The 23,072-nt window shown below is 40.2% G+C and carries 22 protein-coding genes; 11 read left to right on the top strand and 11 right to left on the bottom strand.

What is annotated here, in order from left to right:
- Positions 1 to 113 precede the first annotated feature (113 nt).
- The gene (locus tag IM500_RS02765; protein WP_190722644.1) at positions 114 to 1,064 is read left to right on the top strand and encodes an SGNH/GDSL hydrolase family protein; all 951 of its coding nucleotides are present in this window, start codon (positions 114 to 116) and stop codon (positions 1,062 to 1,064) included.
- A 144-nt stretch (positions 1,065 to 1,208) separates the two neighbouring features.
- Here the strand turns inward: IM500_RS02765 and IM500_RS02760 are convergent, their stop codons facing one another.
- Positions 1,209 to 1,373, bottom strand: coding sequence for a hypothetical protein (locus IM500_RS02760; RefSeq protein ID WP_199328835.1), 165 nt, complete (start codon positions 1,371 to 1,373; stop codon positions 1,209 to 1,211).
- A 198-nt stretch (positions 1,374 to 1,571) separates the two neighbouring features.
- Between IM500_RS02760 and IM500_RS02755 the strand changes: the two genes are divergently transcribed.
- On the top strand, positions 1,572 to 2,486 hold the full coding sequence (locus IM500_RS02755) for a Ycf66 family protein (RefSeq protein WP_287737614.1): 915 nt from the start codon (positions 1,572 to 1,574) through the stop codon (positions 2,484 to 2,486).
- 196 nt (positions 2,487 to 2,682) lie between these two features.
- On the opposite strand, the gene IM500_RS24405 is transcribed toward IM500_RS02755, so the two are convergent.
- The gene (locus IM500_RS24405) at positions 2,683 to 2,832 is read right to left on the bottom strand and encodes a transposase (RefSeq protein ID WP_353734431.1); all 150 of its coding nucleotides are present in this window, start codon (positions 2,830 to 2,832) and stop codon (positions 2,683 to 2,685) included.
- Positions 2,833 to 3,192: 360 nt separating this feature from the next.
- Between IM500_RS24405 and IM500_RS02750 the strand changes: the two genes are divergently transcribed.
- The 4 genes from IM500_RS02750 (at position 3,193) to IM500_RS02735 (ending at position 7,720) form a co-directional block, all read left to right on the top strand.
- Positions 3,193 to 4,470, top strand: a complete 1,278-nt coding sequence (locus IM500_RS02750) for an NACHT domain-containing protein (RefSeq protein WP_287737612.1) — start codon at positions 3,193 to 3,195, stop codon at positions 4,468 to 4,470.
- Complete coding sequence (locus IM500_RS02745; RefSeq protein WP_287737611.1) at positions 4,467 to 6,416, top strand: ATP-binding protein; 1,950 nt, start codon at positions 4,467 to 4,469, stop codon at positions 6,414 to 6,416. The genes IM500_RS02750 and IM500_RS02745 overlap by 4 nt, the downstream gene beginning before the upstream one ends.
- 130 nt (positions 6,417 to 6,546) lie before the next feature.
- A complete protein-coding gene (locus IM500_RS02740; protein ID WP_103111752.1) occupies positions 6,547 to 6,750 on the top strand; it encodes a hypothetical protein in 204 nt (67 codons plus the stop codon).
- 118 nt (positions 6,751 to 6,868) lie between these two features.
- Complete coding sequence (locus IM500_RS02735; protein WP_287737610.1) at positions 6,869 to 7,720, top strand: M15 family metallopeptidase; 852 nt, start codon at positions 6,869 to 6,871, stop codon at positions 7,718 to 7,720.
- A gap of 309 nt (positions 7,721 to 8,029) precedes the next feature.
- Here the strand turns inward: IM500_RS02735 and IM500_RS02730 are convergent, their stop codons facing one another.
- Entirely contained in the window at positions 8,030 to 11,356 is a 3,327-nt protein-coding gene (locus IM500_RS02730) for an AAA-like domain-containing protein (protein ID WP_287737609.1), read from the bottom strand.
- A 245-nt stretch (positions 11,357 to 11,601) separates the two neighbouring features.
- Here IM500_RS02730 and IM500_RS02725 point away from each other — a divergent pair, with 245 nt between their 5' ends.
- Both IM500_RS02725 and IM500_RS02720 read left to right on the top strand, forming a co-directional pair.
- Complete coding sequence (locus tag IM500_RS02725) at positions 11,602 to 11,958, top strand: hypothetical protein (protein WP_190722616.1); 357 nt, start codon at positions 11,602 to 11,604, stop codon at positions 11,956 to 11,958.
- Positions 11,959 to 12,075: 117 nt separating this feature from the next.
- Positions 12,076 to 12,312: a hypothetical protein gene (locus IM500_RS02720; RefSeq protein WP_002738997.1), complete on the top strand. Its 237-nt coding sequence runs from the start codon at positions 12,076 to 12,078 to the stop codon at positions 12,310 to 12,312.
- A 65-nt stretch (positions 12,313 to 12,377) separates the two neighbouring features.
- Here the strand turns inward: IM500_RS02720 and IM500_RS02715 are convergent, their stop codons facing one another.
- Positions 12,378 to 13,301, bottom strand: coding sequence for a lysylphosphatidylglycerol synthase domain-containing protein (locus IM500_RS02715; RefSeq protein ID WP_287737606.1), 924 nt, complete (start codon positions 13,299 to 13,301; stop codon positions 12,378 to 12,380).
- Between the two features lie 38 nt (positions 13,302 to 13,339).
- On the opposite strand from IM500_RS02715, the gene IM500_RS02710 reads away from it, so the two are divergent.
- On the top strand, positions 13,340 to 13,843 hold the full coding sequence (locus IM500_RS02710; protein ID WP_190722618.1) for a hypothetical protein: 504 nt from the start codon (positions 13,340 to 13,342) through the stop codon (positions 13,841 to 13,843).
- Positions 13,844 to 13,880: 37 nt separating this feature from the next.
- Here IM500_RS02710 and patR read toward each other — a convergent pair whose 3' ends face one another.
- Complete coding sequence (gene patR, locus IM500_RS02705) at positions 13,881 to 14,729, bottom strand: heterocyst master regulator PatR (protein ID WP_190722619.1); 849 nt, start codon at positions 14,727 to 14,729, stop codon at positions 13,881 to 13,883.
- Positions 14,730 to 15,003: 274 nt separating this feature from the next.
- Between patR and IM500_RS02700 the strand changes: the two genes are divergently transcribed.
- Positions 15,004 to 15,834 carry a tetratricopeptide repeat protein gene (locus IM500_RS02700; RefSeq protein WP_287737599.1) on the top strand — a complete coding sequence of 277 codons (831 nt, stop codon included), beginning with the start codon at positions 15,004 to 15,006 and terminating at the stop codon, positions 15,832 to 15,834.
- Here the strand turns inward: IM500_RS02700 and IM500_RS02695 are convergent, their stop codons facing one another.
- The 6 genes from IM500_RS02695 to IM500_RS02670 all read right to left on the bottom strand — a co-directional run bounded on the left by IM500_RS02695 (position 15,835) and on the right by IM500_RS02670 (position 22,152).
- On the bottom strand, positions 15,835 to 16,692 hold the full coding sequence (locus IM500_RS02695; RefSeq protein ID WP_287692668.1) for a DNA-formamidopyrimidine glycosylase: 858 nt from the start codon (positions 16,690 to 16,692) through the stop codon (positions 15,835 to 15,837).
- A 263-nt stretch (positions 16,693 to 16,955) separates the two neighbouring features.
- Entirely contained in the window at positions 16,956 to 18,299 is a 1,344-nt protein-coding gene (locus IM500_RS02690; RefSeq protein ID WP_190722622.1) for a cytochrome c biogenesis protein, read from the bottom strand.
- Positions 18,300 to 18,349: 50 nt separating this feature from the next.
- On the bottom strand, positions 18,350 to 19,078 hold the full coding sequence (locus tag IM500_RS02685) for a cytochrome c biogenesis protein CcdA (RefSeq protein WP_002757062.1): 729 nt from the start codon (positions 19,076 to 19,078) through the stop codon (positions 18,350 to 18,352).
- An 18-nt stretch (positions 19,079 to 19,096) separates the two neighbouring features.
- On the bottom strand, positions 19,097 to 19,459 hold the full coding sequence (locus IM500_RS02680; RefSeq protein WP_287737596.1) for a VOC family protein: 363 nt from the start codon (positions 19,457 to 19,459) through the stop codon (positions 19,097 to 19,099).
- A gap of 2 nt (positions 19,460 to 19,461) precedes the next feature.
- Entirely contained in the window at positions 19,462 to 20,418 is a 957-nt protein-coding gene (locus tag IM500_RS02675; RefSeq protein WP_110579854.1) for an ABC transporter permease, read from the bottom strand.
- The gene (locus tag IM500_RS02670) at positions 20,419 to 22,152 is read right to left on the bottom strand and encodes a peptide ABC transporter substrate-binding protein (protein ID WP_190722624.1); all 1,734 of its coding nucleotides are present in this window, start codon (positions 22,150 to 22,152) and stop codon (positions 20,419 to 20,421) included.
- Positions 22,153 to 22,356: 204 nt separating this feature from the next.
- Here IM500_RS02670 and IM500_RS02665 point away from each other — a divergent pair, with 204 nt between their 5' ends.
- A complete protein-coding gene (locus tag IM500_RS02665; RefSeq protein ID WP_242034675.1) occupies positions 22,357 to 22,596 on the top strand; it encodes a DUF433 domain-containing protein in 240 nt (79 codons plus the stop codon).
- Positions 22,597 to 23,072: the final 476 nt, after the last annotated feature.

Genomic DNA, 23,072 nt, shown 5'->3' with positions numbered 1-23,072 from the left:
AAACCCTTGAGCGGATTTGTGAAAAATATCTTACAAAAAAAGCTTTTTGAGCCAAAATATGTTAATTTGTGCAGAACACGCTAATTGATCTAGGGTAGAATCCCATCTATTTTATGTTCAATAACCATCTGAAAAAATCTCTGTCTGTTACAGGTTTTGTCATTCTTTCCTTTTGCGTCCCCACCGCAGCGAATGCCTTTAGCCAGGCATTTGTTTTTGGGGATAGTCTCTCCGATGCTGGGCGATTTTTTATTGCCTCTGGAGGAATTGCCCCCCAGCCTCCCTACGACCAAAGATTTTCTAATGGTATAGTTTGGGTAGAATATCTGCAAACATCCCTAGGACTCACCCCCACTCTACAGACAAATTTTGCTATCGCTGGTGCCACTACCGGCAATGCTAACACAGTAGATCCCGGCTTGCCCGGCATTGAACAACAAGTAGGCGGTTTCTTGTTGACAAATCCAGCCGTGGACTCTGATGCTTTGTATATTGTCTTTGGTGGTGCGAATGATTATCTTGGTAATCAGCCAATCAATGTGAGTGATTCCGTTGACAATATCGGCGATTATATTATTGATCTTTACAATGCTGGTGCTAGAAATTTTCTCATTCCCAATTTACCGGATTTAGGGCAATTACCCGCCACCTTATCAACTCCTAACTCCAGCAATCTTAGTCTAATCACCCAATCTCATAACGGCTTACTGGCCTTCACTTTGAGTAGTTTATCGCAAAATATCCCCAGTATTGAAATTACTTCCCTTGACATTTTTTCCCTGTTTGCCGATGCTCGCAATCGTCCCATTGAGTACGAATTTACTAATGTCGATCAAGCTTGTTTAAGTACCATTCAAGACGGAATTCCCGTGCAACCTATCCAAGTTTGTCCTAATCCGAATGAATACCTTTTTTGGGATAATATTCATCCCACCACCCGCAGTCATCAATTAATCGGTCAATTGGCACTGAAAGCCTTAGGAATTCCCGAACCTAGTAGCACTTGGGGATTATTGGGTTTAGGCTTAATTGCTGCGGGATTGAGTTTAATTAAAAAACGTTAGTTAGGATTAAATAAATTAGGCAGAATCCTCGGAACAATTGTCTTAATTTTACTATTTTATCCTACTGCCAGCGTTTCTCGTCAAGGTGAAGTATAAATAAAACTTTGCCGAAGTAAGGATTTCAGTCGCAAAAACGCAGCTCATCTAGGGGAGAAACGCTTTATTCTGCCAGATTTTTATAGTTTTGTCAGCCCTAACAATAATCAAATATTTCTCATCGGCACTAATTACTAAAGATAGCAGTTTGTCTGTGGGTTGATCAAGGGTTCCTAATTCCTCTTTGCTTGTTAAAGACCAAAACTTAATCATTTGATCCGAAAGCTTGTTTAATCTGATCAGCACAAGCAGCAGAGGATAAACCCAGAATTTCCTAATGTTAACGATGGCTATTCATAAACAGAGGTAAAGAAGATCTGACTCGATAATTTTGAAAATTAATCAAAAAATAGACTCGATCGACCCCAAATAACGCACAATAAAAAAGGAAATGTCAAAGGAGAATCGCAAATGTTGCCCTATATCCTAGCGGTCGTTGTGGGATTGAGTAGTCTCTACCTCCTCACCACCGCTTTTATCGCCCCCGATCGCCACCGTCAAGATGATTTTCTCTGGAGTGCGGTAGGATTATTCTATGCCCTTGTCCTCTGGTTGTGCGCGGGAAGGATTACAGGCGCTATCCTCCTGGGACAAGCTGCCGCAGCCATTTTATTTATTGCTTTCGCTTGGCAAACTCTCAAACTCAGACAAGCACTTTTTTATCCCGACAAACCGGTTAAATTATTTACTATTGTCGGTTGGTTAGGCAATCGTCTGGGGAAAGTTACTCCCTCCCAATCCCCTAAAACTAAAGCTAAAGCTGAGAAAGTAGCGGCAAAAGTTAAAGAAACGGTTAAAGAAACGGTGGACCCCGTTATAGAAAAAGCCGCGGCTATCGGGGAAACTATTACAGAATCAGTGACAGAAATTGAGGAAAAAGCTCAAGAAACGGTGGATCCCGTTATAGAAACAGCGGCAGCTATCGGGGAAACTATTACAGAATCAGTGACAGAAATTGGGGAAAAAGCCGCAGAAATTATTGATGATGGGGAAACTTTCGATGATTTCGATGATTTCGATGATTTTGATTTGGCAACGGAAGAGATCAACCCTTCCGAAAATCCCCCAGAAATTCCCCCGACTGAACCTGTCGCCAATGTTGAAGTCGAAACTATTGCTGTTAGCGAAACGGTGATTATTGAAGTTACCGAGGAAGATTTGCCCCCAGAAGAAACTATCGGAGAAGATACTCCCCCAGAAACTCGATCACAAAGGGAAGAAAATTCCCCCCCAGAGGAAGATTTGCCCCCAGAAAAAACTATCGGAGAAGATACTCCCCCAGAAACTCGATCGCCAAGCGCAGAAAATCCCCCCTCATCGGATTAAAAGTTAAGATTATTGAGCGGGTGGGTTAGGCAATAATTACCCAAGAAATGGTTCTTCGTTACTTGGTATGGTTTGATAGGGGGGCATAAATCGACTAAATCCTTATCTGGCAAGAGACTTAATTGATTAGTTCGTTCTAGATCGAAAACAATTGACAAAAATTGCCAAATGTCTTTCTATATAAGGGTTACATTTATTATAAACCCCGTCCATTGCATAACACAAACCGAAGAACCATGATTCCCTGACTTTTCCACTGTTTATAATGCCAGAACATGGTGGAGTAGGGAGAGAAATCTTTCGGGAATTCCCGCCAATTACAGCCATTTTTGAGTTGATAGAAAATCCCATCTAAAATCTGTCGTTTTGTCCCTTTCGGGGGGGCCAGTCAATTTCTTCTTTGGCAATAGCGGTTCTGCGATAGACTACTCTTCATTCGTCATACTACTTGAGTACATTTTAGCTTACTCCTCTATTGATTTTCGGGGACGACTAGACGGTGGCGCATTCACTGACGGGGTTCAGACCAAAGTATTGCCGTTAAACAGGCTACAGACTCTCTTCCCTGAAACCTATAATGGACAAGGTTTTCGCTTCACCTTTTCAGCCTAGCATCTACATTATAAAAGATACCAAATGGGTTCTATAATAGATTTGGTGGTTGGGAGATTAAAGCCTCAATATCAAACTGGGTAAGCATTCTTCCTTGATTTTTCCAATCGGGTCTAAAAAAATGATCATGCCTTCAAATCCTTTCACTATTGGTCAACGAGTTACTCCTGAAAATTTCATTGGAAGAAAGACATTAATCAGGAGAGCATTGCATCAGATTAGAAGCCGTAGTTCTCTAGCGGTTTGGGGTGGTCCGGGTATGGGCAAATCATCTTTTTTAAAACTGCTAACATATCCTATTATCTGGGAACAATGCGGGCAAGATTATAACCAAGCAGTTGTTGTATTCATTGACTGTCAAAGCCTGGAACCTTTTAAGATTTCTGATTTTTGGCGCAATATTTTAGTAACAATTAAGAATAATTTTTCTTTCTTAAAAACCAGTATTGATACTCTTTCAGAAAAACCAGAAGCCACAGTTAATGATTTGCTTATTATCTTGCGTTTACTTAAGGAACAGGGTAAATTTTTAGTTTTACTTATCGATAATTACGATGTAACCTTACGTCCCAATTCCCAATATACGAAAGCTGATATAGATACCTTCGTCAGTCAGTGTCGTACCCTGGCTCAATCCGAGGAGCAAAATATCTCGATAGTTGTGACTTCATCTCGTCGGTTGAGTCAAATTGGTCCAGAACTTACACCTGATAAATCACCTTGGTATAATGGTTATTTATTTGAAAATCTTAAGCCTTTTACTAATCAGGAAGTAAACCTTTTACTCGATAGAAGTGAGAGTCTATTGGGTTGGAAACAAGCTATCCGTAAAATTGCTGATGGTAATCCAGCTTTACTGCAAAATGCTTGTTTCTTATTATATGAAGAATTGGTTTCGGGAAATAACCTTAATGAGAAAAAATTTATTCAAGAATTTCAAACAAACACTTTACACTTATTTCAAGCTATTTGGCAACTGTCCACTGAAACAGAGCAAAATTTGTTAATGTTACTGGCTTTATCCCAATTAGAAGGCAAATTAGGGAGGAATCGATACGCTCTCGGTGGAATTGAAGCGATTTTCAGTCAAAAAGAAATAGAATTAAATAATTTGGTTGAGCGAGGTATCTTAAAGAAGGTAGAGGGAGAAGAAAATACTACTTATTCTTTCTGCTCATATATAATGGAGTGGTGGGTGATTAAGCAAATCGAGAATAGCCAGGAAGAGGAGTTGAAAAAACGACAAAGAGGATTCCTTAATTTAATGAGCCGCCAACAGACGACAAGAGTTAATACTGCTATTCGTTGGCTATGGCAAAATAAAGATAAGATAGCATCTATCATTGAGCAAGTAGGGGGGTTATTATCATGATGACAACACAAACAAGGCACATAAATCCCTATATTGTCGGTCGTCCCATTTATGACCAAGAGTCATTTTTTGGCCGACGGAAACTTTTTAGATTTATTGAAGATAATCTCAAACAAAATACACAAGTTGTTTTGCTGCATGGTCAAAGACGTATTGGTAAATCTTCTGTACTCATGCAAATTCCTAATTTTGTGGGACTAGGTGAGTTCGTGTTTATCTATTTTGATTTGCATGATAAAACGCGACTACCACTTGACAGTATCTTACAAAATCTTGCTTCAACTATTGCTGATAAGTTGAATATTCCTCAATCAGAATCTTTGTCCTTGAATTATAAAACGGTTTTCTCAGATGAGTTTTTACCTCAAGTAATTGAGGTCTTAAAAGAGCAGAAACGAAAAATGGTTTGGTTATTAGACGAATTTGATGTTTTAAATGATCAAACACCTGATTCCCCAGTTGAATCTTTTTTTCCTTATCTGGAAACTCTTATCGGTCAATACAATAATTTATTTATCATTCCAGTAATAGGGAGAAGAGTAGAAGATTTAACCAACTTAAAAAGCTTATTTAGACAAGCTGTTAATCAAGAAATTGGCTTATTAGAAAAATCAGATGCTAAAGCATTGATTACTGAACCTGCTGCACATTATTTAAACTATGATTCTCAGGCTATCGATGCAATTTTAGAATTGAGTTCAGGTCATCCTTATTTTACTCAAGTGATATGTAATGCTCTTTTTTTACAAGCTGAAGAAGAGGATAAGTCAGAAATTACCTGTGATGATGTTACTAAAATTGTCGATGATGCAATTGAAACTGCTGAAGGAGGACTAGCTTGGTTTCGAGATGGATTACCGATTCCTGAAAGAGTTGTTTTTTCAGCAGTAGCGCAAGCGGAGAAAATGGCTGAGAAGAAAAATAATTCAGTGACAGAAGAACCTTTAAAATTGCTCAGAGAATATGGAGTTATCATAACAGAAGCTTTAAATAAAGCTCCAGAAAATTTAGTTCAATGGGAATTTTTAGAGAGAGTAGAAAATTCAGAATTTCACTACAAAATTAAAGTTAAGCTAGTTCGTTATTGGTTGGTTAAACGCTATCCTTTAAGACAGGCTATCTGGGATTTAGAAAAAGTTGATTTAGATGCTTGCAGACTTTTTGAATTGGCCGAAGATATAGCTGAGAATCGTAATTTATCTAGTTCCGATATTTATGAACAAATTGCAAAACTGAATCCTAATCATTTTACGGCTTTATTTAAATTGGCTGAAGATTATCTTGACACTAAAAACTATCAACAAGCATTAGAAAAATATAACAGAGCATATAAAGTTGATCCCACACGCGCTTATGAAGGATATGAGCTAACGCGAGGAAAAAAATATAGAATTTGGTGGAATAAAAACCGATTAACATTAGCTTTATTATCTGTATTTTTACTAACAATAAGTGTTACTATTAATCTGTTCCAACTGTCCCAAGTACAAACACAACTTAAAGAAAAAAAAGCCAGACTTGCCGAATTAAAAGAACTAAAAGAAGAAAATGCCAGACTTACTAAACAAGTAAAAGAACTGAAGCCAACAAGAACAAACTTGATTTGGCGTTCTGAAAGCAATCTTACTCAAATTACTAACCTGCATCAGATTTGTTTTGGCAATACTAACCTCAACTCAGTACAAACTGTTTTTGGCTCTAATAAACCACCTTTTAGAGGCTATATTAAAATTTCCTCTTCAAAAACAGGAAGATGTGATGTGGGAGACACTTTTAAAGGTAGTTTCGATTTATCTGGAAGTTCAGGTCACTGTGTTGGAGATGTCACTATTACTTGGCAAAATAATAATAATGCTTTTATTGAATGGAACATAACTAATTTAGGTTCTGCTTGTCCTGTGGATAGTAAAAGATGGCAAGTTAACACTTATCCAGCAGTGGGGTAATTTAGCCTTTTGACGGGCAAAATGCCCATCCCACAAGGAGAAAAATCCCGCCTAATTTCAGCAAGGAGAACCAATAAAAAGGAGAGAAAAGTCTATGAAGGCCACAAGAATTTTACCTGACGGTTAAGTTGTGACTGTACTTTCTGACGGCACGACTGTACCCTTAAAGACTCAGACAGACTGGACACAAATCGAGGCTATGACTGAGGAAGAAATTGAAGCGAATGCTTTATCAGATACCGACAATCCACCACTGACTGATGAGGAATTGAAACGCTTTGAGTCAATTACTACTATAAATCCCATTATTGTTAAGTCAACGGCTTGTCCTTGAACGTTTTAGTGATGTTGATAACTTCCTACAGAACCTTGCTAATGTCGTGTCCCTACCATGTTGACATAATTTCAGTGACAAATATCTATCGAACTTTTTTTCATCTACTACAACTAATATGAAATCTTTTATTTCAGCTTTTCGATATTTTATTATTCCTATAATTGTTGTAATGGGTGTATCGATTTATTTAGGGTTTAAACAGCCTGCTGAACTGCCAACCACTGCGATAGTTTCTACCTCGCCTTCAGTTTCTTCTACTTCTCTAAATTCCCCTGCTCCTATCCCTAAAAATACTCTAACGCCTCCCTTACAGCGACCTTATCCTTTGGCAAATACATCCAAAGCTCTGCCAGTTCCTTCGCCCAAACAGATGGTTACTGGTGCTGATGATATCTATTCAGTATCTTCGCCACCTCCCAAGAATTACACTGTACTTTCACTTCCTAACCAAACTGAAATTCCTTTTCATATAAAATACGAAGAAAATGCTAATGATTTAGTGGAAATTGGTATTTTCTACGAACGTAAAGCATATCTAAATCGAGAAGCGGCAGAGATGTTTAAACAGATGCAATTAGCCGCTCAACAAGAGGGAATTGAGATCGTTCCTGTTTCTGGCTTTCGCTCAGTTGCCGATCAAAAAAAGCTGTTTGAGCGACAAATTCAACGCCAAGGAAGCAAGAAAGCAGCCTCTAAACTGAGTGCGCCTCCAGGTTTCAGCGAACATCATACAGGCTATGCTCTCGATGTTGGTGACGGTAAAAGTCCTAATACTATCCTCAAATTGACATTCGACTCTACTGAAGCCTATCGCTGGCTAGAAGTTCACGCTGCTCAATATGGCTTTGAACTATCATTTCCGAAAAACAATTTCCAAGGTGTTAGTTATGAACCTTGGCACTGGCGTTTTGTCGGTTCAGCAACAGCTCAAGAAATTTTTAGAGTAGCAAAGACACAAAGACAATGATTATAACTGGACTCTCTCGTTGACAAAAGGTCATTAGATAAAATTCTAGCGCTGAAACCAAAAATGTTGGGTTCTTCGTTACTTGGTATGATTCTATATGGAGGCATAAATCGACTAAATCCTGATCTGGCAAGAGATTTAATTGATTAGTGCGCTCCAGATTGCAAACAATTGACAAAAATCGCAGTAATGTCTGTTTCTATAAGGGTTTCATCCCTTATAACCCTGTCCGTTGCATAAGACAAACCGAAGAGATCAAGAAATTAACTAATTAATTTAACCTTCACCCCCCACCCAGTCAAACCAAGTTTAAAATGTGAATGGTTTTATTTTCCTAGTACAGGGGGATAGAGCTTCTCGTTTTTCGGGACGATTCCCGAGATAATCTTCTAACCAAAGACAACCTCGATCGAGCAATTTTTGTAAATAATTATATTCTGTTTCTAAGGGCCATCGATGCTTTTGACCATCCCTAGCAATAATCACAATCTCTTGACTATCAGGACTAAAAGTGATCCCATAGACGATATCTTCTTCTATTTTAAACTCGGAGCGCAAATTTCCGTCCCTGTCCCAGCGTCTAGCTGTACCATCCCTTGAAATAGCGGCGATTTTTTCACCATCGGGACTAAAACTAACTCCATAAACGGGAAAAGAATCAGTTTTAATCTCCTTTAAAAGATTGCCCTGTAAATCCCAAATTTTAATCTTTCCTCGAGCAGCAGTAGCAATTTTTTGATGATCGGGAGAAAACACCAAATCATAGATAATATTATCATCGGCTGTCCAGGAATTAATTAATTGAGGCCGATAATTACTTAAATGCCAGTATTGAACTTTTCCCTCGCTTGTTCCCGTGATTATTGCTGTTCCCTCTCCATTAAAAGCAAGACTATAAATCGGTACTTGACTAGCAGTAAATTCTTGAAGCATTGTTCCTTTTTGACTCCAGATTTGTACTTTTCCATTTCTTCCTGTAATCGCTATCTGATTACTATCGGGATGAAAAGCTATACTATAGATTGAGCGCATTTTTGTGGCAAATTCTCTAATTTTTTTTCCCTGGGAATCGAGTAAAGTAATTTGACCATCTTTATTAGCAATAGCGATAATACTGCCCTGGGAATTAATGCTAACACTGGTATTATCGGCCTGAGCTTGATTTAAATTGTTCAGCTGCCAAATTTTAGCCGTTTCATCACTCGATCCAGTTACCACCTGTTTTCCATCTTGACTAAATACAGCAGTAAAAACCGATTCTTGATGTCCTCTGAGAGTAGTTATTTCTTCCCCTTGCATTCCCCAAATTTTAGCACTACCGTCACTAGATGCAGTAATTATAAACTTGCCATCAGGACTAAAATTCACACTGTTGACAAAATCTTGATGTCCCCGGAAAGTAGCTATTAAATTTCCCTGTAAATCCCAAATTTTAGCAGTTTTATCTGCCGCTGCTCCAGCAATTTTTTGACCGTCGGGACTAAAATTAACACTATAAAAAGTCTCAATATTTTCTTGACCTAAACTCAAGATAATTTTACCTGATAAATCCCAGATTTTAATCGTACCATCCCGGGAAGCGGTGGCAATTTTTTGACCATCGGGACTAAAACTAGCTGCATCTATCGATCTTTTATGTCCCTTAAATACCTGTAAAGTTTCACCTGATAAATTCCATAATCTAGCGGTTTTATCCCTGGAAGTGGTGACAATTTTTTGACCATCGGGACTAAAACTAACACTATAAACTGATTCTTGATGGTCAGGATAGGTGACTAAATTTTGCCCTTGCAAGTTCCAAATTTTGGCGGTTTTATCTTCGGAAGCAGTGGCGATTTTTTGACCATCGGGACTAAAACTAACACTATAAACTGCTCCTTGATGACCTGTCAAAGTTTGAATATTCTCACCTTTTTGATTCCAAATTTTTACCGTCCCATCTTGAGAAGCAGTGGCGATTTTTTGACGATCAGGACTAATACTAACACTATAAATAGTTCCTCGGTGTCCTTGCAGTTGGTTTTTTTCTTGAATGCGATCTAAAATTTGTTGCAGGGTAATAATTGGACTGGTAGCAGGATATTTACTCAAGGTTTGCCCATCAGTAACGATATTTTTTAAACTATTTACTGCTTGCATGGCCGCCATTAAAGATTCTAGTTGTTCAAATTGAAATTGTTGCCAATAACTATCACCCTGGCGCTGTAATTGAATACCTAGTTGAGCGGTTTCTACTTGCTGCCACGCTTGTTTTACCTGGACAAAAGCTAAGAGAGAACCCAAAAGAGAAGCAATTAAAATTACCGAGCCAATTTGAATTCTTTTGGTAGCTTTTTGGTGAGCAATTGCTAGAATTTTATTAGCTTGCCTCTGGGTTTCTAGGCTAATTTCTGCCTCTCTTTTATCGAGATTTTGACTGGCAGTTAAAAACTGATAATCAAGATTACTTAAGCTTTTTCCCTGAGACCAATCGAGAGCATTATTTAAAGCTTTTCCGCGTAAAAGCCGCGATTCATCGGTATAATTAGACTGTTGCCAAGCGGCGATTGCTTCTGAGTAGGGACGCAATTGCTCTAATTGTTTTTCTACCCAATTGAGATTAAATATTTCTCGATAAATAGGATTATAAACTACTAACTGATTATCCTTTTTCACCACTAACCCCGATAACCTTAATTCCCCTTGTTCTGGACTATCATCGCACAGGATTGCACCTTTTTCTAAAATTTGTTGATAGATGCCTAACAAACGACCCGCTTTGTCTTGATTTCTTAACAAGCGATCGGCAATAGTTCGCAGATGAACTGGTTCATCTTGAGATTCCCAATGATTAATAATTCTCTCTTTGATCAGCGTCTCAATATCTAAATTAGTTTCCCGCAATAGCTGACAGATTTTCTGGGTTAAAAATGGCTGTCCTCCCGTCCAAAAAATAACTTTTTCTAAGCAGTCGGGTTGATAATTACTTTGACTAGATAATCCCGCAGCTAGAGGAGCAATTTCTGCAAGATTAAATCCCGTTAATTCGATCGCTTGGCCGATATTAAAAGATGTTTGGGTCTTTTCGCGAATTAAATCTGCTGGGGTAGCAACACCGAATAAAGCGAAAGTAATTCTTTCATACTGGGCATTTTCCGCTCTTTGGTTATAACAATAACGAATCAGGGAAAAAAAGTCATCTAGAGAAAACTGTAAACTGAGAATTTTATCGATCTCGTCGATAAAAATATATATTTTCTCTCCCCGACAATAAACTAATAAAACTTCCTCGATAAATTGTCCCAAACGCTGCACGGGAGGTAAATCCTCTCGCTCGCGCAACCAGGATTTAAGATTAATTTTTCCCGTCAGATTAAATCCTAAAAACAAACGGGTAATCACCCCGTTATACCATTGGGATAAATTATCATTACTACCAAGACTGGTTATATCTACGGACGCGCAATCCATGCCCAATTGCTGTAAAATATGAGTCACTCGTACCCTTAAACTGGATTTACCCATCTGACGACAGTTAAAAACGTAGCAAAATTGACCATTTTTCAACGCCGTTAACAGTTCTCGATCGGCATTTCTCTCGATATAGGTAGGATGGTTATAGGCAAGACTACCCCCGACACGATATTGATAATTCATGATTCTTAAACAAAATTATCCCAATGTCACCAACGGAAATAAAATAAACAATGGGAGCATCTCACCTTTGTAACCCCTAAATCAGGTTTTTATGTCAAGCTATTTTGAAAGCCTTGCTAGAAAACAGTTTTAGGGATAAGTATAATTACTCACTTGCATAAATGAGATGCTCCCATAGACAATTGTGATGGAGATATCTATAATGCAAGGATAATCGCTATTGACAACCTATCCCCAAGGCAATTATGAAGAAAACTTTTTTCACCTCCATCGCCGTTAGTGCCACCCTCGTCAGTGGTATTGTTTTAGGTACTCTTGATGCTGGCAGTGCCTCCGCTTGTGCTTTCGCTAAAGCTAAAGGCATTTTTGGCAGCAATACCACCTTCCCTGTGGATGCTAACAAACTTATTTTAGGGGTTGCCGCCGCTACAGGAGCAATCACCGTAGCCGGTGTTTTAAGTTACCGTCGTTTTCACTCCGGGCAGCCTCCTGAAGATGCCGCCGCTAAGCTGCCGTCGGTATTTCCTATCCCCATTCCCTCCGTCGCTTTAAACGCGGCAGTGGAGGCGGAAGAAGCGGCAGAAACCAGCAAAATCTCCTAAAAATCTGCTATATTTCCTCAAAAAAGGTGTTGGCCTCCCCGCAGCTTTCCAGCTAGGCAACACCTTTTTCTGCCTAATTGTGTCCCAGTTATCAGAATTTTCAGCGATTTTTAAGTTATGTTAAAAGGTGCAACCCTACCACCAGAGGTAAAGATGGGCAACTCTACCACATTTTCTGACACCCCACTTCACAAAGATCATCACACTTGGGAGCATTTAAAACAAGCCATCGCCGCTAGTTCCGGTTTTCGGCGTTGGCAGCAAGAACAACTAGAATCAGGTAAAAATAGAGACGATGCTGATGCTCGCATTTGTTCCTATCTACGGGAAACTTTAGAAACTTTAGCCTACTAGATTGATGCTCCCCAGCTATGACTGCATGGGGACTTTTTTTGTCCGTTTAAGCTAATTTGAAGACCTTATTTTCTGCGCGCCTCGTAACCCAACAACCAGACAAAAGCGACAATTAAAGGCAGGAAATAATAAATAGCTCGATAGGCGATTAAAGAGCCTAAAAGCTCGGCATTAGATACATATTCGGGGCGTAATCTCAGCATGATAAACTCAAAAACACCTATTCCTCCCGGCACATTGCTTAATACCCCTGCCGTCATGGCAAATACATAGAGACCGAAAAATCCTAAAAACGAAGTATTGTAGCTGCCCGGGAGAAGAAGATAGAGAACTCTAGCGGCTAATATCCAATCAATAAAAGTCAACAAAATCAAAGCTAGGGAAAGAGTCCAAGAGGGTAAATAGATATTTTCTTTGCCGATTTTTATCGGTTTTTTATAGGTGAGAGTCAAGAAAAAATAGCCCGTAACCAGCAATAAAAAAATTACTCCTAAAGGTTTGGTAGTTAAAAAAGGTAATTTTAAAAGTTGAGGAATCCGTTGGGGATCGAGGAGGAAACTTAAACCACCAATCCCCAACATTCCTAACCAAAAGCTTAAATGGGTAAAAGTGATAACTTTGGCAATATCCACCACCCCCACCCCCGCAGGAGTATAGAAACGATAACGGATTGCTGTCCCAGAAAATAAGGTCAAACCAATGGTATTACCAAGAGCATAACTGATAAAAGCAGTGCGGATAATAGTGCCTAAAGCTAAGGGATGCTTGATATAATAAAAACCTAGGCGATCATAACCCGTCATCGACAAATAACCCAAAGCCATCCAAAAAATAGCTTCTAGCTTACGACTTGTGGTAATATGATCCAAACTAGCCAAGAGTTGGGCAAAAGTGTAGTGTTTAAATTCTTGACTAATTGCCCAGACCGCTAGAATAAATAAACTCAAGGACAGGATAATCGGAGCAAAACGCCGGATTTTTTTATACATCTTACTTTTTACGAATTACTTTTGACTCATTAAAATTTATGAAAAAATCAAAGTTAGATTTAGCTAAACGTTTAAATCGATCCCGAAAAAGGAAATATGATAAATTCCTGACTTCCTCCTTATATTTAACAATTATTCTGGGTTTATTTTATCTACTCTACCTCAATCTTCCTTGGTCTTTTCATCTTTTTGTGCATTGGGTGACTAAAGGGGGTGATTTAGACAAAATTCCTGCCAAATTTTATGCAGAACTTAATCAATTGTGTTTGAGGGCAGATAGTAGGGGGGAAGTAAGAACGAGAAACTATACAGAACATACAGAAATTGCCGAATCTCTTGGTACATTTAGATGTACTTTAGTTAATGGTGGTCAAGAATGGTTAATAGAAGATTATAAATCTTTTAGTTCTGCCGATGAAGCGATTTTAGGCACTCAGTTAGCGGTTTTTATCGCCGAGATTTTGGGAACAGATTATAGTTATAACATTCGCGCTTATATTCCCAATACTAAGTATCAAATAGCTCCCAAAACCAAATCCTAGACTAGGGATGGGTTTCTCACCCATCCTTAGAAAAAAATTAGTTTTCCGATACGGGTTTTGGTCGGGAAGGCCGAGGGATAGGGGATTGTCCGGGGGTAAAAGGTCGTTTTTCTCCTTCCCCCGAGGGATGACGATTTTTATCAAAAGGCTTTTTAAAACCTCCCTTACCCATCGGTTTTTTCTTGCTGGCAAAACCGAGGTCTAAACCTTCCAAAATGGTTAAGGCATCTCCTTTCAGTTGTACCTGAAAATCCCAAAAACGACTGATCGGTTTACCAGGTAAAGTGCCGCGCAATTTTAGTTTAAAAAACTTGGGTTTGTCCGCTTCAGTTTTGGGCATTTGTCGGATTTTGACCACTACCGCTTGATTTTCCCGTTCGGTAAAGATGACTTCGCCTCGAATCGAGAAATAACCCGGGGTAGAAGCGAGGAGAGGCTCTATCTCCTGATCATCCTCCTTTTTCAGGGTTTCTGGTTCCCAAACACCGACAATCTGAACATGAAGGGCATCATTTTCCTGACGGGTGCGCGGATAAACCACCCAAAGATGGGGTTTTTCCAGATCGAGATGATTTTTAACCAAACTGATCACCCGACCGAGAATCACAGAATCGATCAGAGTACCATCGGCAGTTAAAATATTGCCTTTAGTTAATTGTTCCTCCGATCGCTGATAATGGCCATAGACGAGACCGATCGCCCGATACTGCCGCAGATGACTGGGAGGGGGGATCGGTTGTTGACGTTTGACTTCTGCGGGGGTGGCTGACTCTACGGCTAAATCAGCCTCAGTATGGGGGGACTCAAGGGGGACTTCCTGAAGTGGAACTTCAGGAGTCGGGGGGGTTTTCGGTGATTCGGTAAACCGATTCCCAGGACGATTCATATCACACTCCTAGCGGCGGAGACACATAATAAATTAGTAATCAAGCAAGTCAAAAGCGCGATCTGGGGGGTTACAATAACCCTCTAGGGCGACTCTACTGGCATCTAATATATTAAGAACCATGATCTTTTGACTGTCAACCTTGTCAAAACCCTTTTGAGTCTTGACCGTTTGCCCATTGTACTTAATAAAGAGCGGCCAATTCGATCGATCCCCTCATCAAATCTCCAGATTTCCATCACATTTTCCTCTCTGTCCCCTCGCACCCCAGTCTATGAAAGCCTCTCTCTCTCACCGTCGTTGGCTGTCCATCGGTCTCGTCCTGATGTTATTTGCTTTGCTGTCTTTCTCGATCATGCCGCTATTGACTTCTATTCTCCAGAGTGAGCGCTCCTCGGGCCAGAGTCATCTGTCCGCAGTCAAACAAGAGGAATTAGCCAGTCAAGCACTGGGTTATCAGATGGTTTTAGAGCGCGAACCCGATAATCAGACGGCTTTGCGGGGATTATTAGATACTCGCTTACAGCAGGGCGATTTAAGGCAAGCGATCGAACCTTTAGAAAAATTAGCGCAACTTAACCCCCAACAATCCGATTATCTGCTACTTTTGGCGGAAGCGAAACAGCAAATAGAAGACTATGCAGGAGCCACAGCCAGTTATCGCGCCCTTTTAGCCTCCCATCCCCAAGAGCTGCGGGCCTTGACCGGATTAACTAATTTATTTCTCAGCCAAAACCGCTCGATCGAGGCGATTAGTCTGGTCAAAGACACGCTCGATCGCGCTTTAAAAGCTGCTGCCGATCCCAATAATCCTGCTAGTTTAATCGATATCGTTTCCGTTCAGTTACTTTTAGGCAAAATCTATTTCGAGCAGCAAAATTATCCGGAAGCTTTAAACGCCTATAAACAAGCTCAACAGATGGATGTTAACGATTTCCGACCGATTTTGGCAGCGGCGATCGTACTAAAAGAACAGGGCAAAAATCAAGAGGCTCAACCCCTCTTTCAAGATGCTCTCAGTCGCGCTCCTTTTGCTTACAGACAGGAGATTCAGACCCTAGCCGACGAAAATAACAAAATTGAAGCCACAGCCCCTAATCAGTGATCAGCTTTTTCTCCCTTCTCCCCTTGAGACTTGACACTGGGGACAAAAATGAGCCGAGCGCCCACTTAATTTAATTCTGGCAATAGTTGCACCGCAAAGGCGACAATTTTCGCCATTACGACCGTAAACCCAGGCCATCGCCCCATAATTGCCATTAACTCCCGTAACGTGGAGAAAATCGCTAAAACTGGTTCCGCCTTCAGCGATTGCAGTTTCCAATACAGAAATAATGTTTTTTGTCAATAAGTCTATTTGCTCAATTTTTAAGAGATTGGCGGCAGTTTGGGGATGGATACCACTTTTAAAAAGAACTTCATCCGCGTAGATATTGCCAATTCCTGCGACTACATTTTGATCGAGGAGAAAAGTTTTAATCGGACGACGACTTTTTTGACAGTGACTATAGAGGTAATCGGGGGTAAAATTGCGATCAAAGGGTTCCAGTCCCAGTTTTTTGAGACCGGTAATCACAGTTTCTGGGGTTTTATCGGCGGCAATCCACCAAATTTTCCCGAAAGTGCGGGTATCGACAAAGCGCAATTCTTGCTGATTGGCAAAAAAGAAGCGTAAGCGCGTATGAATCGGCAGGGGAGTGGTATCTTTTACCCAGAGCAATTGTCCGGTCATACGCAGATGAACCCCGATACTGCTACCATTATCTAAATTGGCGAGGAGATATTTGCCTCGGCGCTGCCAATTGCTAATCGTGGTCTGAGCAATTCCTTGCAGAAAAGTTGCCTCGCAATTAGGGTAGGCTAGGGTACGCTGTAATAATACTTCCCCACCGATAATTTTTTGGCCCTGGGTAACTTGATTTAACCCGCGACGCACCGTTTCTACTTCTGGCAATTCTGGCATATAAGTAATTGGGGTTTACTGAAAAAGTTTGTTGGTGGAGTTAGGAGTCAGGAGTCAGGAGTCAGTAGATAAACAGAACTTTTGATCGAGAAACGACACTAAATTAACGTCGATTCTAAGCTAAGAGGTATTTTAACCGCCTATCCTTAGATTAGCTGAATCTCCCCCCCCCTTGCCCCCCCCGACGTCGGGGGGGGTTGCCTATTGCAAGAGTGCCTCTTGCCTGATCTTAACCAGCAATTTAAATGTGCGGAGCGGACAGCTTACTTTAACTTTAGCCTTTCAATGGTATCAATTATTTCCCGTTCAAAACTGACTTGAGCGCGATTAGTTTTACCACCAATATAAAAGCGATCACCCGATTGTAAAGCCCAAATTTGGGAATGGGAAAAGTAACTCATTACCACTCCCATCATCAATAAACCAAAACCTAAATAGACGATCGGGACTCCCGGATCTGCCTTAATTTGTAAACCTGTACTTCCCACTAATTCGACTATTTTTAGATTAACTCCATTGATAGGAATCGTCATTCCTTCTCGTACAGCAGAGGTTAAATCTCCCTTAGCATCGTAGACAACTACCGTACCTTGTAAATCTCTGGTTAAAAGAGAAACTCCCTCACTAAGATCGGTTGTAGTCGGAATCCAAGTTCCCCAGATTTGTCCATTACCTTTGGTGTCTAAACTAGCCATCGGTAGCTGTAGGATCGGACTATTATTCACCTGTACTTTTACCCCAGCAATCCCCCAACTGGTTTGATAAAAAGTCACCCCTTTATGGTGCAAAGGTTGGTTAACTTGAATAGTTTTGCGATCGATCTCCTGTCCTTGATTATCGATCACCGACAAATCAGAATAAAATTGTTCTATATCACCTTTAGGACTATAATCAATCCAAAAACGATTAACTTTAATCCCCCAATCCTTAGGGAGAGAATTTTTAGATAAGGGTCCAGCTTCAATAATATTTTTAACCTGAAAACTATCGCCACTAGCTACCATTTCTTGAGCGAAAAACCCAGTTAACGCTCCCCAGATCGCTCCTGCTAAAATAATTAACATGGCTGCATGAACGATAATCGGACCGATTTTACCAATCAGACCTTTACGAGCATAAAGACTGTTATTTTCTAGAAAAACTTTGTAGCCTTTTTTTTCTAACAAGGGGGTGAGGGATTCTAGGGAACCAGTTTCTAATTCAGCACTTAAAGCCAGTTTTTGAAATTGGCGAGATTGTTGATAAAATTGCCATTTTCTGGCCGCTTTTAAAGCGGGAAATTGTCGTCGGAAGGTGCAAGCGGTTAAACTGGAACCGAAGAGAATTAATAATGATAGATACCACCAGGTACTATAAACATGATTTAATCCCATTATTAATAAAACTTTCCAAGTCAGAAACCCAAATAAAGCGGGTTTTTCAGGATAATTAGCTTGGTAGAAAGATAGAGATTGACCCTGTTCGATTACTGTCCCAGAAATGCTAAAAATAGCGATTAAAAGTAAGAGGATAATTGCCAATCGTAGATCGGCAATAGTCTGGATAAATTTCCGTCCCCATTGAGGCGGTCTATTCTTTAAATTTGAGGAAGTTTCCGATATAGTCATAGTTAAAAGTTTTGCAATTCTAGCCAATTATCTATCATAACTCTCCACCATCACAGCAGACGGGATAATAAAGAAAAAACTCCAAAACCGATTAATAAAACCCCACTGACAGGATTAATCCACCCGGACCATTGACGCAGGGAAAGAAAGCTTTTCAGCGAGGCAGTAAAAGAACCGACGATAATTAAGGGTAAAACATAGCCGGCAGTGTAGGATAACAATAATCCCCCTCCTAAGCTTAAATCTCCCGTATTTGCCACCCATGCCAATAGAGTCGCTAGAACAGGTGTACTGCAAGGAGAGGCGATTAAACCAAATGTTAAACCGAGAAGATAGGACCGCAAAATCGGGGGAAAATCGCCGGTAATCCAATCGGTAGCGCCAAGGGAGGGGAAGCGCAGGGGTAATAATTCCAAGAGGTTTAACCCCATCAAAATAGCGATCGCACTGACGATAATTGGTAAACCGATCCCCACCTGTCCATAGACTTTTCCTAAAGTAGCGGCAATTAGTCCCAATCCCGCTAAGGTGGTGGCTAATCCCAGGGAAAACCATGTGGACTGCCAAAAAGCCGCTAAACGACCTTTATTTTCGTAACCCCCGATATAAGCGACGGTAATCGGCAACATCGACAGCATACAGGGGGTAAGACTGGTGAGTAAACCGGCTAGAAAAATCACGGCAATACTGACAAAACTAAGGTGAGTTAGTTGGGAAGTTACTAAGCGATCGGCGTATTGTTCAAGGTGATAGAGTTGAGTCTGTAATTGGTCTAACATATTGGGGAATTTTTCAGGCTAAATTTGGCTCATTTCTAGGATATTACCATCGGGATCACTGACAAATAATGCCTTTCTACCCGAGGCACTCATTTGAATTGTATAACCTTGACTTTCTAGATAGTTACCCACGGCTGCCACGTCATCAATAGCGAAGGCAATATGAGGATTGCGTCCCCATTTTTCGGGATTGGGACGGTAGTTTTGGTAATTGCTATCGACAATTAAATGAATTTGATAATCTCCCACTTGATACCAAACCCCATCGTATTGAAAAGGGCGATCGATTCTAGTTAATCCTAGGACATTTTCGTAAAAGTTAACGGCTTTTTCTAGATCGGTGACTAAAATCCCCGTGTGTAAGGATCGCATGATGTTCATAGTTAATATCTGACTCGCGGATCGAGCCAACTATAGGTTAAATCGGCAATTAAGTTAAAGATAACAATTAAAATCCCATAGATAAAGGTAATCGCCATCACTACGGGGGTATCACTGCGGGAAATAGAATCGATTAATAAAGCACCGATACCCGGCACACGAAACACTTGTTCTGTGACTAAAGCTCCAGTAAAAATTGAGGGAATATCAAGAGCAATCAGGGTGACAACGGGAATTAAAGCATTGCGAACTATATGCTTAGTGAGGACAGAAAAATTAGTTAGTCCCTTGGCTAAGGCAGTTTTAACGTACTCTTGGTGAATTTCTTCGGTTACGGAAGAACGCACAAAACGCATCAACATCGCCCCTTGATATAAGCTTAATACAGTTACGGGCATAATTGACTGTTTAACCTGCTCGATCAAACTATTAAAATCGCTAATTTCTAGGGTACTGTTATAAAAAGATGGTAGCCAGTTTAACTGCACACTAAAGATAATAATTAATAATAATCCCGTCACAAAGGTGGGTAAAGAAAAGCCAAGCATCGAAAAAGTAGAGATGATTTTGTCTAACCAAGAATAGCGCTTGACTGCTGAAATTACGCCCAAAGGAAAAGCGATTAAAACCCCGAAAATATAGGCAATACCGACAATCCAGAGAGTTGTGGGTAAACGCTGCCAAATGAGGGTAAAAACCGGGCTGCGACTGGTGAAAGAATAGCCCATATCTCCTTGAAGAAATGCTAACAACCACTTGACGTAACGCACGGGAAGGGGTTGATCTAATCCGAGACTTTTGCGAATATTTTCTCGCACCGCTTCGGTGATAGCGGGATTAGCTGCAAATTCCCCCATAGGATCCCCCGGCGCTAGGGCCAAAATGCCAAAAACCACCATACTAATAGCTAAAAGAGTGGGAATCGAAAATAATAATCTTCTCAGAAAATATTTGAGCATTTATTTACTACGCTTCCAGTCCTTGATGTTCCAAGTATTTCTATCCCAGGGAGTTAATTCAAACCCCGACAAACTATTGCTAATTGCCACCACATCGGCACGATGAACTAGGGGAATAATCACAAAATCATTAATTAACATATCATTCATTTTAATCGCTATTTCTCGCCGTTTTTCTGGGTTTAATTCTTGACTAAAAGCTTGCCATAATTTATCGTATTCAGGATTGCAATAACGAGCATAATTATCCCCAGACCAACCATCAGCTTTTTGGGGAATTTCGCTACAGGTAAAGGTTTTAAAATAGGCTTTCGGATCGGGACTATTATTACCTGTAGTGTACATTTGTAGGTCAGCATAAAACTTTTCTACCGTGTCATCGTTAGCAGGATCGCTAGAAAAGAAAATACTGGCATCAACAGTTTTTAATTCTACTCCTACCCCGATCGCTTGTAAACTTTGTTTGATAATTTCTTGGGTTTTCTGACGGAGAGGATTGACAGTAGTTTGAAAAACTAATTTCATTTCTACCCCATTTTTATCCCTAGTGCCATCACCATTACTATCTTTCCATCCCGCATCATCTAGTAATTTCTTAGCCTTTTCTAGATTAAATTCATAGCGAGTATTGGGAGAATTATATTCCGATGGCATCACAATAAAATTAGGAGTTGTTTTCCCAGTAATACCATAAAGCTGCGTGGCAATAGTATCTCTATCAACGGCTAAAGATAAAGCTTCTCTTACTTTTACATCACTCAAAAAAGGATGGGGAAACTTAATACTAGACCTCTCACCTTCGGCAGTAACTTGATTAGGATCGCTCAGATTAAATAAAACTCGTTCAATCAAAGAACCGAAACTAGATATTAACTGACCCCGACCCGCTTTTTCTAAATCACTTAAAACCTTGGCCTCTACTTGCAAATTATAGGCATAATCCGCCTCCTGTGTCTGTAAAACCGCTCTTGCCGCCGAAGTTGCATCACCGCCGCCTTTTAATTCTATTCTTTGAAAACCCAATTTATCCGCTTCTCGAAAGAAAGAATTTCGTTCATAAACCGCCGTATCTCCCGGTTTAAATTCTACCACTTTATAGGGGCCAGTTCCCACCGGTAATAAATTAGCAGGGGCTTGACGTGCCGTTTCATTGCTATATTTTTCATAGAGATGAGCAGGTAAAATCATCCCTTCTGTTCCCACAAAAACTAATGACCAAGCGGGATTAACTTGCTTAAAAGTTATTTTAACCGTATGGGTATCGATCGCTTCCACACTTTTAACTATTTCATAATTGCCAGCGCTAGTAGAACCAGTTTTCGGATTGGTAATAAAATTATAGGTAGCGATGACATCTTTGGCAGTAAAAGGAGTACCATCTGACCATTTAATATCTTTTTTTAGCTTCCATGTCACGGATTTACCATCCCGGGCAACTCCCCCATTTTCAATAGTAGGAATTTCTGCCGCTAAAAAAGGAACTAATTCCCCTTTTTCATCGAAACTAGCCAAAGGTTCTAAGGTAATGCGACTCGCTTCTGAGTCTTTAAATCCCGTGGAGAGATGGGGATTTAAAATCGTCGGTGCTTGCCAATATAAAAGTTTTAAAGTTTCTGAATTATTATTGGTCGTTGCTGGGGGATTATTAGCTGTTTGTTGACGACAAGCACTAAAAAGCAGCGTACAACTAAGGGATAAAATTAACAGGGGCAAGAAAAGCGATCGCTTAAACATTTTTAGTGACAATCAATAATTCAACAGGGTGACTTAGGTGATTTCCTACCCCACCAATAACAAGTTATCAGACATTGAGTCTTGATCTCGATCGATTAATTGATTATTTGCCTTTATCCATTCCTAGTCAAGTTAAATCGATCATGCTATGGTAGCGATGCTGTACTAGACAATAAAATTCTAGGCACGGCGACGAAAATGCTTATGACCTTATTTCATCAGGGCGCGACAGCAGAGGAAATCGTTAATCGTTACCCATCACTAAATCTAGCTGACGTTTACGCCACGATCGCTTTTTACCTCAATCACCAATCGGAAGTAGAATCCTACTTGCAACAGCGACAACAGCAAGCACAGAAGATTCCGGTAATCAATCAAGGGAGATTTGACCCCCAGGGATTGCGAGATCGCCTTCTTGCCCGTAAAGCAGCGCAGCAAGAATGATTAAGCTTCTGGTTGATGAGAACTTTGATAATACTTAACTGGCGCGTTACGGCGGATTACTAATTTTGTTTTTTCATTCCAAGCTTATCACCGCCTAACGCACCCTACAAAATTGCTGACCATTTCCGTTAGCTTGCTAGATTTTCTGCACGGACAGAGCTTCGAGGTCGTCCATAAATTTGTTCAAAGATTATACTGTGAGCATAATTTATTAATATTGAGCCAATCCGTTAATTATAAAAATGATGATTCTCGCAAATGTCATTTGGCCGTCTTTGTATCTGGTTGAACGTATAAACACATGGTGGATAGTGGGACTTAGGCGTTTTCGGTCATCAAAAAAGGCTCAAACCATTACGGGACAAAGGGTTAACCTCGATTTATGATTTTCCTTGATCTATCTGGGTTTCAGCGATTTTGGGCTTCTCGAAGTAAATCCCAAGCGGGGATTGGAGTTGAGGCTTTTCTCGATTTGT

The organism is Microcystis sp. M179S2 (assembly GCF_020245805.1).
In the GTDB taxonomy this organism is placed as follows: Bacteria; Cyanobacteriota; Cyanobacteriia; order Cyanobacteriales; family Microcystaceae; genus Microcystis; species Microcystis aeruginosa.
This window is presented reverse-complemented; position numbering and strand designations above follow the sequence as displayed.